Below are 13,923 nucleotides of genomic sequence, written 5' to 3'. Positions count from 1 at the left end.
GCAGCGATTCGAATTTGTTAACAAGTCAGGCACCCATATACTGCTTTCGAACAGGCGGCACCGTTCTCCGGTGCCGCCTCAAAGTATTGGCAGTGCTCCGGGAAGACTGAGACAGGCGTAGCCCAAGGCTCTTCCGCGCGCCGATTGTCGAACACGTCTTTTCGGATTTTGCAGTATGTCGAACGCATCCTCGCGTCAAATGCATCTGGCCGCCTATGTCATGGCCGGCCCGGTCTCCGGCCATCACGGCGGCTGGCGTTACCCGTCTGCGCAGCATGACATTCTGTCGGTGCGCTTCTATCAGGAAATTGGTCGTTTGCTCGAAGCGGGTCGCTTCGACATGCTTTTCCTGCCCGATATTCAGGCGCTGCCGCGCCGACTGGGCGACAGCCTCGACTCGCAGCTGCGTCATGGTGCACTCGGCGCATTGCGTCTTGACCCCATCGTCGTACTCTCGGCGCTTGCCGGAAGTACCCAGCATCTCGGGCTTGCCGCGACGATTTCAACGTCCTACTTCACACCGTTTCACGTGGCGCGAGCGCTCGCATCGCTCGATCATCTGAGTGCCGGACGCGTCGCGTGGAACATCGTCACCTCGTTCCAGGACGCGGAAGCCCGCAACTTCGGGCTTGAGGAACAACTCTCGCGCGAAGACCGCTATGACCGCGCGGACGAGTTCGTCGAAGTCGCATGCAAGCTGTGGAACAGCTGGCGCGATGGCGCCCTCACGCTCGATCGCGAGACGCCTCAGTTTGCCGATCCCGCGCAAGTCAGCCCGATCTCGCATCGGGGCAAGTGGTTCAACGTGGAGGGGCCGCTCAACGTCAGCCGTCCGCCGCAGGGCAGACCCGTTTTCATTCAGGCGGGCGCATCGAGTCGCGGACGCGATTTCGCCGCAAAGTGGGCCGACGTTATCTTCGTTACGCACTCGTCGCAGGAGTCGGCGCAGACCTTCTATCACGACATTAAGGCCCGGGCCGCACATCACGGTCGGAACCCGGACGACGTGAAGATTCTCCTGGGCATGGTGCCGGTCGTCGGCGAGACCGATGCGATTGCGCGCGAAAAACAGGCGCTGCTCGACGATCTCTGCGATCCGGAGGCCGGTCTCTCGACACTCTCTTATCAGCTTGACATCGATCTCTCGCCGTTCCCGCAGGACGGCGTGCTGCCGGATCTGGAAGTCGGTGGCGTGCAGGGTCATTACAAGGAAGTGGCGGAACTCACGCGCAAGCAGGGTCTGTCATTGCGCGAGATCGGCAAGCGTTACGGCATCGGGCCGCTGCGTGATTTCAACGGCACCGGAGGCGCTGTGGCCGAGGTCATGCAGCAATGGTTCGACGCACGCGCCTGTGACGGCTTCATGGTGCAGATGCCCTACCTGCCGGGCGGTGTCGAGGACTTCGCGCGCCTGGTCATTCCCGAGCTTCAGTCGCGAGGCGTGTTTCGTCGGGAATACGCGGGCGACACGCTTCGCGATCACCTCGGCATCGCCCGCCCGTCGCACTGACGTCCTGATGCACCGAACGGCGATCTGAAATCGCCGCCATTTCACGCTTCTCGCAATACGACATCTCATGGCACACGACGACACCCAGCGGCACTCGCGCCGCCAATTCATCAAGCAAAGCGCAGCGGTGGCGACCGCCCTGTCGTTTCCCATGATCGCACGCGCCGCGCCGCCTCTGATTCGCTATGCGACGGCGGGCGTGGTCGGTCCCGGCGAGCTCGAAACCGTCATTACCAGCGACTGGTTTAAGGCCAACGTACTCAAACGTCATGGCAAGGAGTATGTGATCGAGACGACGACGGCGCGCGGCACGCCCGGCGTGGCGACCTTGCTGGCTGCCGAGCAGGCCGACATCGGGACGCTGGCGTTTACGAGTCTGGCGACCGCAGTCGCGCAGGACGCCATACCGGGCGGCGTGACGGCCATTGCCGAAATCCATCGCGACGCGGTGCAAGGCTATGCGTCCAACCCGTTCGTCGTGCTCGCGGACAGCCCGGTGCGCACCATTGCCGATCTCAAGGGCAAGAGCGTGGCAGTCAACGCCTTCAATGGCAGCGTCGACATCATTCTGCGCATCGCATTGCAAAAGCACGGGCTGGATCCGCGCAAGGATGTTCGCGTGGTCGAAATGCCGTTCGGCAACATCGGCCCGGCGTTGCGCCAGAAGCGTATCGACGTGGGCGTGCTTGCCATGCCGTTTCAGGTCGACGAAGCGAAGAAGGGCGGCATTCGTACGGTGTTCGACGCGGTCGGCGTCGTGCCGCCGTATCCCGTCCTGTTCCAGAGTGCACGCTCGCGGTTCCTCACGGAAAAGTCCGCTGCCGTGCGGGCATGGCTGGCCGATTACGTCGACGCGCAACGCTGGATTTACGATCCGGCCAATCGCAAGCAGGTGGTGGCGCTGACCGCGGACCTCGCAAAAACGCCCGCCGCGTCGCTCGACGAATACTTCCTCACACCCAAGGACTTCTATCGCGATCCGAACGCGACGATCTCCGCCGCGAGCCTGCAGCCGCCCATCGACGCGATGGCGCAGTTGGGGCTGTTGCCCAAGCCGGTCAGGATTGCCGCGAACGTGGACGCGTCGTACCTCCCGCGCCGGGCCTGACGATGAGCACCCTGCATGACACCACGGCCGCTATTCACGTCGCAGGTCTGTCGAAGGTCTTCGACAGGGATGGCGAGCGCGTCGTTGCGCTCGACAATATTGCGCTGGATGTCCCGGCTGGCAAGCTGGTCTCGCTCGTCGGCCCCTCCGGTTGCGGCAAGAGCACACTGCTCTATATCCTCGGCGGGTTCGTCGACGCCTCTCAAGGGGTGTGCGCGACCTTTGGCGAACGGATCACGGGACCGGGTGTGGACCGTGGGGTGGTCTTTCAGGAATACGCGCTGTTCCCGTGGCTCACGGTTGCGGAGAACATCGCGTACGGTCTGCGCCGCAAGGGCAAGCGCCGTGACGAGATACAACATACGGTCGCGCGTTATGTCGATCTCATCCATCTGAAGGGATTCGAGCGGCGTTATCCGCGCGAACTGTCGGGCGGCATGCGTCAGCGTGTTGCGCTCGCACGCACCTTCGCGAGCGATCCGAAGATTCTCCTGCTCGACGAACCGTTCGGCGCGCTCGATGCGCAAACGCGCGAATTCATGCAGGACGAATTGCTACGCCTGTTCGAACGTTCGGGCAAGACGGCGTTACTCGTCACGCACGACATCGACGAGGCGGTCTATCTGTCCGACACGATCTACGTCATGTCACGGCGGCCTGGCCGAATCGTCAAGCGTGTGGACGTCGATCTGGATCGCACGCTCGGGCGCGAGGCGACCATGCTGTCGCAACGCTTTTCCGAACTGCGCAACGACGTCTGGCTGTCGGTGCGTGAGCAGGTGAGGGGCGTGCCGACGGAGGAGCCGTCATGACATCTGCGCTTGCGGCAAGGCAGCGCTGCCTGCCCGCGTTGACCGGGTTGCTGGCCGTCGCGGTATTGTTCGTCGCCTGGCAGGCTGCCGCGTCGGCCCATTGGCTGGCCGACGGCTTTGTTCCCTCGCTGGCCGATATCTGGCTTGCCACGTTGCATCTGGTTCGTACCGGCGAGATCGGGCTTAACCTGATCGCGACGTTGCGCGCCGGTGCATGGGGACTTGCCGCAGGCATCCTGACGGGCGTGCCGCTTGGCTTGACGATGGCGTTGCTGCCTGTCTTCGATCGCATTGTCACGCCCGTGGTGCGCTGCACGTATGCGTTGCCAAAAACGACGCTGATCCCACTGCTGGTGCTGTGGTTCGGTGTGGGCGGCGCGACTAACGTCATCGTCATTGCGATCACTGCGGCGTTGCCGCTGATCGTCTATTCACTGCGTGGCGCGCGCGAAGTGCCGCGTGTTTTGCTATGGAGCGCGCGCTCGCTGGGCACATCGCGGGCGGGTTTGCTGTGGCGTGTCGTGTTGCCCGCGGCGTTGCCTCAGATCCTGACCGGCGTGCGCGTGGCCCTCGGGTTCACGCTGCTGGTCGCGATTTCCTGCGAGATGATCGTCGCGAATCAGGGCATCGGTAAATTGATCGGCCAGTACGGCGATCAGGGCAGCTACGACTATCTGTTCGCGGCGCTTTTTGTGACGACCGTCGTGGCGTACGCGCTCGACGCCTCGCTGCGGTGGTCGACCGGTGTGCTATTGCGCTGGCACGAATCCGGACAGCGGGTACAACGAGGACGGCGACATGGCTGATACGCTCGAATTCACGGAAGTGAGCGTCCCGGCGGGATCGCGCGTTGTGCGCACAATGGCGCGTCGGCTATGGCGCTTGTCGCAACCCTGGCTGGTGTTGCTCGCGGTGCTCGCCGGTTGGCATCTCGCCACTGCCCATGCGTGGGTTCGGCCGGTTTTCCTGCCGTCACCGGGCGTCGTGTTTGCAACGCTCGCGCAACTCGTCGTCTCGGGCGAGCTTGCGTCGACCCTGGGCACGAGTGTGCTGCGCGCGGTGGTGGGCGTTGTCGCGGCGGGCATCGTGGGCATTCCGCTCGGATTCGCCATGGCCGAATTTCGCGTTTTCCGCTGGTTGCTCTCGCCTTATGTGGCGTTCGGTTTCCCGCTGCCCAAAATTGCACTGATCCCGGTGTTTACCGTTTGGCTCGGCATGGATAGTCTGTCGAAGATCGCGCTCGTGTTCGCCACATGCGTGTTCCCGTTCATCGTGGCCGCCGAGTCGGGGGCTTCGCTCGTCTCGCCGAAGTTGCGATGGGCTGCGCAGTCCCTGGGCACCCGAAAGGACGCGCTGTTCCGCCATGTGATTTTGCCCGCGACGGTACCGGCGTTGCTCTCGGGTGTTCGCATTGCCTTGCCGATCGGCCTGATTACCGTATTCACCGCAGAGATGGTCACTGGCGGTGGGTTGGGCGAAGCCATCGTGCAGGCGCAGCGCTACTTTCAATCGGCGCAGGTGTACGCCTACGTGCTGGTCACGATGCTCGTCGGTTATCTGGCGGACGCAGCCATTGCCCGCGTGCAGCGCCGCTTTGCGGCCTGGGCCGAGGCATGAGCGCTTCATGAGCGCTAGGGCAGGGTGTATTTTTGGAGTTTTCGATGGCGCGTGAAGTATCTTCGGCCGGGATCTTTCCGGGGTTTCTGGTCTCGACACAATGGTTGTCGGAAAATTTGCACCGACCGGATTTACGTCTGTTCGATTGCAGTGCCACGATGGTGGTCGATCCCGTGATTCAGCAGCGCGTTCAGCCTGAGCGTGCTGCGTTCGAGGCAGGGCATATCCCTGGCGCACGGTTCATCGATATCGATGCGGAGCTCTCGGACCGGCACCATCGATTCCATTTGATGCTGCCACCGCCGGAGGCTTTCAAGGCGGCCGTCGAAGCGCTGGGTATCGGCGACGACAGCTTGGTCGTGATCTACAGCACTGGCTCGATCTGGTGGGCGACGCGCGTCTGGTGGATGCTGCGAACGTATGGATTCACGAATGCGCACGTGCTCGATGGCGGGTGGCCGCGATGGCTTGCTGAGGGGCGCGCGGTCGAGTCGGGCGCGGACGTCGTTCGCGAGCGGGCAGCGGGTGTCGAATTCACGCCCGGGCCGATGCTGCCGTATGTGGCGGGGCGCGAAGACGTCGAACGTGTGGTGAATGGCGACGCCGCGACGCGCCTGATCAACGCCCTTCGTCCCCCGCAGTACAGCGGCGAGGAACTGCCGCGCAAGGGGCGGCCCGGCCACATTCCCGGGAGCCTCAACATGCCGGCCGCCAGCTTGCTCGACGCCGACGGGCGTCTTCTGGATGACGATGCACTGCGTGCGCGCTTCGCGGCGGCGGGCATCGACGACGATACCTCCGTCATTGCTTACTGCGGCGGTGGGGTGTCGGCGAGCCTCGTAGTCTTTGCGCTCATGAAGCTCGCGCATCCGAACGTGCGCCTTTACGACGCATCGCTCGGAGAGTGGGGTAGTGCACCGGAGCTCCCGATGCAGCTTGAGGTGACGGCGGGGTAGTGGCTTCGTTCGTTGCTGCGCTTTGACGCAATGCGGCAAGAATTGCTTCGTTTGGGTGAAACGCGTGTGCCGGTCGAGCCGTTGTACAAGCAAATTGGCGGAGGCGGTGAGATTCGAACTCACGGAAGGGTTACCCCTTCGCCGGTTTTCAAGTCTGGCTGGGAAAACGTTGTGGGGTAAGGGGTTAGGCGAGGGATTGCTTCGAAATCGGCGGGACGTGATCGGCTGGAAATCCGCGTGTTTACTGGGGGTGGGGAAAGCGTTGCGGAGCAGGATCTGCTGGGGTTTGAGGGTGGCCGCGACGTCCTTTTCCAAGAGTGCCGGGCATGAAAAAGGGGACCGAAGTCCCCTCAGTTTTGTCGACGCACACGAGAGATGCGGTGTCGCCTCAAGTGAACCGCCCCGGATTTTGTGGAGATACCGTCTTGCCCGTCAAGCGATTGCGACGTAGTTCGCCCGATAAGGCTGTCGTGTCTTCAGAACGCCGAAACACAGATGCACAAGCTTACGCATTGCAGCGCCGAGTATAGACATGGTGGATTTGCCACGCGCTGCCAAGCGTTCACACAATGCCTTGATGTGGGGGTTATAGCGTTTAGCGACGACGGCCGCCATGTAGAGAGTTGCCCGTACCTTGGGCGGCCCGGCCTTCGATAAACGTGAAGGGCCCTGGATCGACGATCCCGACTGCCTCTGCACCGGCACCAGGCCGAGATACGCCGCAAGTTGTTCTGCAGAATCGAAGTGGCGCGCGTGCATGATGGCAAGCAGCGTGCGGCCTACCTGAGGGCCAACTGCCGGGATACTTTGCAGCAGCATCAAGTTTGCTTTAAGGCCCGGATGGGCAGCAATGTGATCATCGATCTCGCGTTGCAGGCTGGCTAAATGGCGCTCCAAAAACTCGATCGTCTCGAGAATCGAATGCAGGACTAGCGCCGTTGGAGCCGTGATTTCCGCTTTCTCATGCCGGTTGCGCTCACGCTGAAGATCTTGTGCAAGCGCTTCACGGCGCGCCATCAGTGCTTGAAGTATGCGAGCCTCGGGCGCTGGAGGACTCCAGCGCATTGGCTGTGCGTGCATCGCAAAGCGCGCTAACACGTGGCTGTCTACCATGTCGTTCTTCGTGCGCACGCCCATTCCCGTCGCAAAAGCACGCACCTGCGCAGGATTAACGACAGACACGGAGAGCCCGGCATCGTGCAGGCCACACGCGGCCATCTCGTGATAGACGCCGGTACCTTCGAGCGCGACATGTACGTGGCTCGGCTCGGTGTGTCTCTTGCCCAACCAGCCCAACAGATCGGTTAGGCCGGCGCGGCTATTGGCAACAACCTTCGTACTACGCTTGCCGTTTGTCATGTCCAGCAGGCAGCAATCCAGCTTGGCTTTGGCAACATCAATACCGAGGTAGAACATCAATTTGATCCTTAATCGAGGAATCAATACCAACTCACCCACTTGCCTTGTACATACAGGGTCCACGCCCTTGGCTACCGTTCAGTGTCTGTGCTGGTGAGGGCGAGGCGAAGGGCATTATCTCCACAGCAAGGTCCAAGCCTTCAGGCTCCAAACATGCTCACTTCACCTCATGTGACGGTAGCTAACCATCACGAAGACGAAGATACAAGGCTCCAACTCTTGAGAGAATGGAGCCATGAACAAGAGATCGAGCAAGTTTTCCCCGGAAGTCCGGGAGCGCGCAGTGCGCCTGGTGCGCGAGCAGCGTAGCGAGCATCCGTCGCTGTGGGCGGCGGTCGAGTCGATTGCGCCGATGATCGGCTGCACGCCGCAAACGCTGAACGATTGGGTCAAGCGCGACGAGATCGATAACGGCGAACGTGCCGGCCTGAGCGCGAGCGAGCGTGATCGCCTGAAGGCGCTGGAGCGCGAGAACAAGGAATTGCGCAAGACCAACGAGATTCTCAAACTGGCCAGCGCGTTTTTCGCCCAGGCGGAGCTCGACCGCCGTATCAAGTCCTGAAAGCCTTCATCGATCAGCATCGCGACACCTTCGGGGTCGAGTCGATCTGCAAGGTTTTGCGGATTGCCCCGTCGGGTTACTGGCGCCATGCTGCCCAGCTTCGCGATCCATCCAAGCGCTGCGCCCGAGTCAAGCGTGACGACGTGCTGTGCCCGGAAATCCAGCGTGTCTGGCACGCCAACATGCGGGTCTACGGCGCAGACAAGGTCTGGAGGCAGATGAACCGGGAGCAAATTCGGGTGGCCCGCTGCACGGTCGAGCGACTGATGCAGCGGCTGGGATTGCAAGGCGCGGTGCGCGGCAAACGGGTTCGCACAACGATTCCCGATGTCTCGGCACCTCGCCCGCTGGACCGGGTCAATCGCCAATTCAAAGCCGACCGGCCGAATCAGCTCTGGGTTTCCGATTTCACCTACGTTTCGACGTGGCAGGGCTGGCTGTACGTGGCGTTCGTCATCGACGTGTTTGCACGACGCATCGTTGGCTGGCGGGTGAGTCGTACCATGCGCACCGACTTCGTACTCGATGCGCTTGAACAAGCGCTGTATGCCCGCCAACCGGGCGACGACGGGACGCTGATCCATCACTCCGACAGTAAGAATACGGGTATCAGATGTTTCCGGGCTTCTCGCGGCTTTCAATGAGGGCTGTCCGGCGACTTTTGGTGCCGTAAAGCGTTCCGGGCGACCTGACCCACATTCCGATCGACGTAGTGTCTTTCCCCTGACCTGTCGATCGTCCGGAACCGCCGAGCGGCGAGGTTTCGCCTCGTCGATACGTGTGACTCAAGAAGGGCCTGACGCTCTGTCGCTTTACTGTCTTGTCCAGGTACTCGATGCCGGTGAAATCGCCTCAATCTCATCGGCAACCGGAGCAAGGCTCATGAAAGAAGAACCGGCTATTTCTGGATATCGCAACGTTGTGGGCGGCGTGGATACCCATAAGGACGTGCATGTTGCAGCTGTCGTTGACGAACACGATCGTCTGCTCGGCAGTGAATGCTTCCCTACCACGCGGCATGGCTACAAACAGATGCTGCTCTGGATGCGCTCATTCGGAGAGCTTGCCCGGGTTGGCGTCGAATGCACCGGCTCCTACGGAGCGGGCTTGCTTCGCTACCTTCAACTGGCCCACGTAACGGTGCTTGAGGTCACGGCACCCGACAGGAGCGACCGGCGCAAACGCGGCAAGGACGACACGCTGGACGCTTGCAACGCGGCGCATGCTGCCTTTGCTGGTGTGCGTACAGTCACGCCCAAGACACGCGACGGCATGATTGAATCGCTGCGCGTTCTGAAAGTCTGCCGGAAGACCGCCATCTCCGCGAGGCGCGTTGCATTGCAACTAATTCACAGTACCATCATCAGCGCGCCTGACGAGTTACGCGAATCGCTGCGCAAGATGACACGGATGCAGCTTATTCGAACATTGGCCGCGTGGCGTCCCGATCTGTCTGACTATCGGAGCCTGATCTCTGCCAACCGGATTGCATTAAAATCACTGGGGCGTCGGTATCTCGAGTTGCACGACGAGATCGCCGACCTCGATGTCATGATCGCGGCTCTGGTCGATGAACTCGCCCCCGATCTGGTCTCCCGGTATTCAATTGGCTATGAGTCCGCTTCGCAACTGCTACTGACCGCTGGCGACAACAGCGACCGGCTTCAGTCAGAGGCCAGCTTCGCCGCCCTCTGTGGAGTGAGTCCCGTCCCGGCGTCTTCTGGCAAGGTGACACGACATCGACTGAATCGCGGTGGAGATCGCGCGGCCAACAGCGCCCTGCACATTATCGCCATCGGTCGATTGCGAACCGACGATCGCACAAAAGCCTATGTCGCCAAACGCGTCAGCGAGGGCCACTCAAAGCTTGAAGCGATTCGATGCCTCAAGCGCTATATCGCACGAGAGGTCTTCTACGCCATCCGGCAACGTTACCGCCAGATCGCGCAGACCCAATTTACCTCTTGACCTTTAGAAGGGCGTCAGGGGATCGCAATATGTTTCCATTCGGTACACCGAGCGACTTGCCCAAGCGGGCATTGAGCCATCGGTCGGCAGCCGCGGCGACAGCTATGACAACGCCCTGGCGGAAACGATCAACGGTCTATACAAAACGGAACTGATTCACCGGCGAGCGCCTTGGAAAACGAAGGAATCCGTCGAGCTCGCCACCCTGGAATGGGTAGCCTGGTACAACCATCATCGGCTGATGGAACCGCTGGGCTATATCCCGCCAGCCGAGGCTGAGGCAAACTACTACAGGCAACTCAGAAATACTGCTGAAGCGCCTGCGTTAACTTAAACCAACCGGCCTCCTCGAAAGCCGGGGCGATTCAGACGCAAGTGAACGAGGTGTTCCCTCTGACGGCGGTTTATTAATGTTGATAGGAGAAAGTGATTGGCATCGGCGCGTTTGAGTGTTTTTTTGGGGAGCTATAGGCTGGACATGGTTGCGAATTTTGTCAGCGGAAGGGTGGATTCCTGCATAAATATCTGGCATGGATAGGATTGGAAGCAATTTATTTTTCGATGTTCACGCTATTGAAGATGATGGCCGTTTGTGTGATTATCCGAAGTCGGTCTAAAGATTCAAAGTAAAAAGTTATGAAGAACTGGCCGATCAATGGACTATGAATTCAAACCATAATGTATGGAGGTTGTATGTCGGGGAAGAAGGTGGTTTTTGTTGCTTTTGCAATCGAGGACGAACGGCAGCGTGATTTTTTGAAAGGGCAATCACTTCACACGAATTCGCCATTTGAGTACATCGACATGTCTGTCAAGGAAGCTTACGTATCTGAATGGAAGGAGAAGGTTCGTACTCGAATTCGTCGATCAGATGGAGTGATTGCTCTGATAAGCAAAAATTCGTTGGCGTCAACCGGACAAAAATGGGAGATCGCGTGTGCCCGAGAGGAGGGTAAGAAGGTCTTGGGTATTTGGATCTATAAGGATGATCACACCAAGATCGATGGCGTCAATACCGTTCAGTGGACTTGGGATGCCATAAAAAATTTCATCGATGGTATTTGACGAGGTGAGGTGTAACCATGCGCATGGCTCTAATCGTCGGAATAAATTATTACGAGCATAGCAATGCCTTGTACGGATGCGTTGATGACGCGCATGCCGTCAAGGCGGTGCTGGAAAGGCACGGTGACGGATCGATTAACTTTGACTGCAATATGTTTGGTTCATTGAGCATTACCGGGGAAGGCGGCGCGGATTTTGAGGAAGAAGTATTCCTGGTCTCGGTAGCCGTAGGCGCGCCGCTTAATGACCTTGATAGTGTTGTTAATGCCCTCAACGATGCTGGTGTTTAGACGATGTCGGCATCTGGCCAGGATGCCATGCAGATAGCCTTTCAGACGCTGAGCGAAGGTGTTCAAGGGGGCTATTCCGCTTTGCTCGGCCTGCTCGCACCAGTGGTGCCAGGCTTGTTTTGCCCAGGCAGGTCTTCGGTAGAACCAGAGCCGCTTGAGTTCGTCCCTCAGGACATAGACCGTCAGCAGCGGCTGGTTGGCTTGCAGCAATTCGTCGAGCCGGACGGCCTGCTGCCGGTCTAGCTTGTCGCGGTTGCGCAATAACAGCCAGCGGCTCGATTTGATGACCCGGCGCGCGGGAGAGCTATTGTCGAATCTGGTGTACGGGGTGCTTTGGGAAATATGAGAAGGCGGTGGCGGTTTAGCTGAGAATGTTGCTTGTCGAAGGCACACCGAGCAAAGCCGGCGCGAGCCGGCCCCGACCACCATGAAGAAGATTATGAAAGAAACGAACGGCAGAAAAGCACAAACGAAGAGCGCGCTCGATGAACTGATCCAGCAAGGCGCGCGGCAGATCATCGAGCAGGCAGTCGAAGCGGAACTGGCGAGCATGCTTGAACAGTACAGCAACGTGAGGTCGATCGACGGTCGGCGTGCCGTGGTGCGCAACGGCTACCTACCAGAGCGCGAAGTCGTCACGGCCATCGGTCCGGTGCCGGTTCGGGTACCGAAGGTGCGTGATCGCTCGGGTTCGGGCATCCGCTTCAATTCGGCGGTCGTGCCGCCGTACGTTCGCAAATCCGCACGCGTGTCGGCCGCACTACCGTGGCTGTACCTGCGAGGCATCTCGACGGGCGACATGAGCGAAGCCATGGGCATCATGCTGGGCGGCCAGGTCAGCGGCCTGTCGCCAAATGTGGTGAGTCGTCTGAAGGCGCAATGGGCCGATGAGCATGCTCAGTGGAATCAGCGTGAGTTGTCGTTGGCGCGCTGGGTGTACTGGTGGGCTGACGGCATTCACACCGGCGTGCGCAGCGACGATTCCGACGGCCAGTGCCTGTTGGTGATCATTGGTGTCAAACCGGACGGAACGAAAGAGCGTGTGGCGATCAGTGACGGGTATCGGGAATCGAAGGCGTCGTGGGCCGAACTGCTGCTCGATCTGAAAAAGCGCGGTCTGCAGTCAGGGCCGCTGCTGGCTTGCGGAGATGGTGCGATGGGATTCTGGGCAGCGATGGAAGAAGTGTTCCCGCAGACCAAGCATCAGCGCTGCTGGTTCCACAAGATGGGCAACGTGCTCAACGCGCTGCCGAAATCGCAGCAGGCCCGCGCCAAAAAGGCGATGCAGGACATTTGGATGGCCGCCACGCGTGCCGAAGCGCTGGTTGCCTTCAATCACTTCGTTGATACCCACTCGGCAAAGTATCCGAAGGTGGTCGAAAAGCTGACGCAAGATCGCGACGAGCTGCTGGCATTTTACGATTTCCCGGCCGAACACTGGCAGCATCTGCGCACGACGAATCCGATTGAATCGACCTTCGCGACGGTGCGTCACCGCACCAAGCGCACGCGTAACTGCGTCTCGCGCGCGACGTTCCTCGGCCTGGCATTCAAGCTGATCGAGTCGGCCGAAGACTCGTGGCGGCGCATCCGCGCCCCCGAAAAGACCGCGACGATGCTTGACGGGATGACGTTCAAGGATGGAGAGCCGGTGACCGACAGCACACCGGCTCAGCAGCCCCTGGCCGCCTAATCTTGCTCACGCCCCGTACACCAGATTTGACTTTAACTCCGCGCGGGACGGTCCTGGCGCAGTTGGTTGGCCTGATCCACGCGCACCCGATCAATGACCTCTCGTCCGTACTTGGCCACGACATGGAACAAGTCATAGACGATCTCCGCCCGTGGGCAGTGGGCCTGGATTTCTAACTCGTAGGCCGTAGTCATGTCGATGGCTACGGCCTTGATGCGTTGGGCGACCCCACGCGGCAATTGCTCGAAGAACGCCCGAGCCGTCTCGCGTGAGCGTCCTGGGCCGATCCACAGCACCTGCCTGCTGATCGGATCGACGACTACCGTCGCGTACCGATGCCCTTTATGCAGGGCGAACTCGTCCATCGCTAAATACTCGATCCTGGACCAATCCGGTTCGCGCACTGACGCTCGGAGCCGGGCCTTGTCCAGCGTCTTGACGGTATGCCAACCCAGCTCGAAGAACCTCGCCACCGCCTGCACGTTGCTCGATTGCAGCAATTGGCTGCAGGCCGCCGCAAGCCGATCCGTCACCCGCTGGTAGCGACCCAGCCAAGTAAGCCGCTCCAGGCGCGGGCCACCGCATTGCTCACACAACAAGCGCCGGCGTGGAACATGAAGAACAACCCGGTACTCAAATAACGGCAGATCTCGCACCCGGCGCACCGTGGTCTCTTGGACCTGGCGACATCGTGCGCCGCACTGCTCGCACAGCATCACCTTGGCGGTTGGCTTCAAATAGATCGACAGCGTGCGCCCTGTGCCCTCGGGCCACTCCACGCGTTCGACGGCATAGCCCTGCCAGCCTCCCAGCGACTCCAGCAGCTTGCGATCCAGCATCTCCACGCACTCCTGATGGCAAATTCCTGCCATCAAGAGTACGAAAACTTGTCAAATCCCTCCACGCTATTGCGCGATGAACCA

11 protein-coding genes, 4 pseudogenes and 1 other annotated feature are annotated in these 13,923 nt (G+C 60.3%); of the genes and pseudogenes, 12 read left to right on the top strand and 3 right to left on the bottom strand.

Annotated features, from left to right (window positions below):
* The first annotated feature begins 175 nt into the window (after positions 1-175).
* From MB84_RS15190 to MB84_RS15165, 6 genes are all read left to right on the top strand, one after another.
* Positions 176-1,510: an LLM class flavin-dependent oxidoreductase gene (locus MB84_RS15190; protein WP_211279308.1), complete on the top strand. Its 1,335-nt coding sequence runs from the start codon at positions 176-178 to the stop codon at positions 1,508-1,510.
* Positions 1,511-1,577: 67 nt separating this feature from the next.
* The gene (locus MB84_RS15185) at positions 1,578-2,618 is read left to right on the top strand and encodes an ABC transporter substrate-binding protein (RefSeq protein ID WP_046292379.1); all 1,041 of its coding nucleotides are present in this window, start codon (positions 1,578-1,580) and stop codon (positions 2,616-2,618) included.
* 2 nt (positions 2,619-2,620) lie between these two features.
* Positions 2,621-3,430, top strand: a complete 810-nt coding sequence (locus tag MB84_RS15180) for an ABC transporter ATP-binding protein (protein WP_046292378.1) — start codon at positions 2,621-2,623, stop codon at positions 3,428-3,430.
* Positions 3,427-4,236, top strand: coding sequence for an ABC transporter permease (locus tag MB84_RS15175; RefSeq protein ID WP_084009812.1), 810 nt, complete (start codon positions 3,427-3,429; stop codon positions 4,234-4,236). The genes MB84_RS15180 and MB84_RS15175 overlap by 4 nt, the downstream gene beginning before the upstream one ends.
* The gene (locus tag MB84_RS15170; protein WP_052653413.1) at positions 4,229-5,047 is read left to right on the top strand and encodes an ABC transporter permease; all 819 of its coding nucleotides are present in this window, start codon (positions 4,229-4,231) and stop codon (positions 5,045-5,047) included. The genes MB84_RS15175 and MB84_RS15170 overlap by 8 nt, the downstream gene beginning before the upstream one ends.
* A gap of 44 nt (positions 5,048-5,091) precedes the next feature.
* On the top strand, positions 5,092-6,003 hold the full coding sequence (locus tag MB84_RS15165; RefSeq protein WP_046292376.1) for a sulfurtransferase: 912 nt from the start codon (positions 5,092-5,094) through the stop codon (positions 6,001-6,003).
* Between the two features lie 432 nt (positions 6,004-6,435).
* Here MB84_RS15165 and MB84_RS15160 read toward each other — a convergent pair whose 3' ends face one another.
* Positions 6,436-7,419 (bottom strand): IS110 family transposase, encoded by a 984-nt coding sequence (locus MB84_RS15160; protein WP_046290016.1) that lies wholly within the window; start codon positions 7,417-7,419, stop codon positions 6,436-6,438.
* 238 nt (positions 7,420-7,657) lie between these two features.
* Here MB84_RS15160 and MB84_RS29030 point away from each other — a divergent pair.
* The 5 genes and pseudogenes from MB84_RS29030 to MB84_RS31720 form a co-directional block, all read left to right on the top strand.
* Positions 7,658-8,577, top strand: a pseudogene (locus tag MB84_RS29030) (IS3 family transposase); the annotation flags it as partial.
* Positions 7,939-8,055 (top strand) — a sequence feature (AL1L pseudoknot). It overlaps the preceding pseudogene by 117 nt.
* 289 nt (positions 8,578-8,866) lie before the next feature.
* Positions 8,867-9,952, top strand: coding sequence for an IS110 family RNA-guided transposase (locus MB84_RS15145; protein WP_046289963.1), 1,086 nt, complete (start codon positions 8,867-8,869; stop codon positions 9,950-9,952).
* A 16-nt stretch (positions 9,953-9,968) separates the two neighbouring features.
* A pseudogene (locus tag MB84_RS29025) lies at positions 9,969-10,286 on the top strand (integrase core domain-containing protein); the annotation flags it as partial.
* A gap of 359 nt (positions 10,287-10,645) precedes the next feature.
* Positions 10,646-11,017, top strand: coding sequence for a TIR domain-containing protein (locus tag MB84_RS15140; protein ID WP_046292375.1), 372 nt, complete (start codon positions 10,646-10,648; stop codon positions 11,015-11,017).
* A 17-nt stretch (positions 11,018-11,034) separates the two neighbouring features.
* Positions 11,035-11,307, top strand: a complete 273-nt coding sequence (locus MB84_RS31720) for a caspase family protein (RefSeq protein WP_425415866.1) — start codon at positions 11,035-11,037, stop codon at positions 11,305-11,307.
* On the opposite strand, the pseudogene MB84_RS15135 reads toward MB84_RS31720, so the two are convergent.
* A pseudogene (locus MB84_RS15135) lies at positions 11,191-11,607 on the bottom strand (ISL3 family transposase); the annotation flags it as partial. The gene MB84_RS31720 and the pseudogene MB84_RS15135 overlap by 117 nt on opposite strands.
* 127 nt (positions 11,608-11,734) lie before the next feature.
* Between MB84_RS15135 and MB84_RS15130 the strand changes: the two are divergent.
* Complete coding sequence (locus MB84_RS15130; RefSeq protein ID WP_046292373.1) at positions 11,735-13,000, top strand: IS256 family transposase; 1,266 nt, start codon at positions 11,735-11,737, stop codon at positions 12,998-13,000.
* Positions 13,001-13,038: 38 nt separating this feature from the next.
* On the opposite strand, the pseudogene MB84_RS15125 reads toward MB84_RS15130, so the two are convergent.
* Positions 13,039-13,839, bottom strand: a pseudogene (locus tag MB84_RS15125) (ISL3 family transposase); the annotation flags it as partial.
* Between the last annotated feature and the right edge of the window lie 84 nt (positions 13,840-13,923).

This window comes from Pandoraea oxalativorans (assembly GCF_000972785.3).
GTDB classification, from domain to species: domain Bacteria; phylum Pseudomonadota; class Gammaproteobacteria; order Burkholderiales; family Burkholderiaceae; genus Pandoraea; species Pandoraea oxalativorans.
This window is presented reverse-complemented; position numbering and strand designations above follow the sequence as displayed.

Bases quoted from the DNA above. Each gene is read 5' to 3' on its own strand.
- MB84_RS15145 (WP_046289963.1), top strand. From the start codon at position 8,867: ATGAAAGAAGAACCGGCTATTTCTGGATATCGCAACGTTGTGGGCGGC.
- MB84_RS15185 (WP_046292379.1), top strand. From the start codon at position 1,578: ATGGCACACGACGACACCCAGCGGCACTCGCGCCGCCAATTCATCAAG.
- MB84_RS15170 (WP_052653413.1), top strand. From the start codon at position 4,229: ATGGCTGATACGCTCGAATTCACGGAAGTGAGCGTCCCGGCGGGATCG.
- MB84_RS15165 (WP_046292376.1), top strand. From the start codon at position 5,092: ATGGCGCGTGAAGTATCTTCGGCCGGGATCTTTCCGGGGTTTCTGGTC.
- MB84_RS15160 (WP_046290016.1), bottom strand. From the start codon at position 7,419: ATGTTCTACCTCGGTATTGATGTTGCCAAAGCCAAGCTGGATTGCTGC.
- MB84_RS31720 (WP_425415866.1), top strand. From the start codon at position 11,035: ATGCGCATGGCTCTAATCGTCGGAATAAATTATTACGAGCATAGCAAT.
- MB84_RS15140 (WP_046292375.1), top strand. From the start codon at position 10,646: ATGTCGGGGAAGAAGGTGGTTTTTGTTGCTTTTGCAATCGAGGACGAA.
- MB84_RS15175 (WP_084009812.1), top strand. From the start codon at position 3,427: ATGACATCTGCGCTTGCGGCAAGGCAGCGCTGCCTGCCCGCGTTGACC.
- MB84_RS15180 (WP_046292378.1), top strand. From the start codon at position 2,621: ATGAGCACCCTGCATGACACCACGGCCGCTATTCACGTCGCAGGTCTG.
- MB84_RS15190 (WP_211279308.1), top strand. From the start codon at position 176: ATGTCGAACGCATCCTCGCGTCAAATGCATCTGGCCGCCTATGTCATG.
- MB84_RS15130 (WP_046292373.1), top strand. From the start codon at position 11,735: ATGAAGAAGATTATGAAAGAAACGAACGGCAGAAAAGCACAAACGAAG.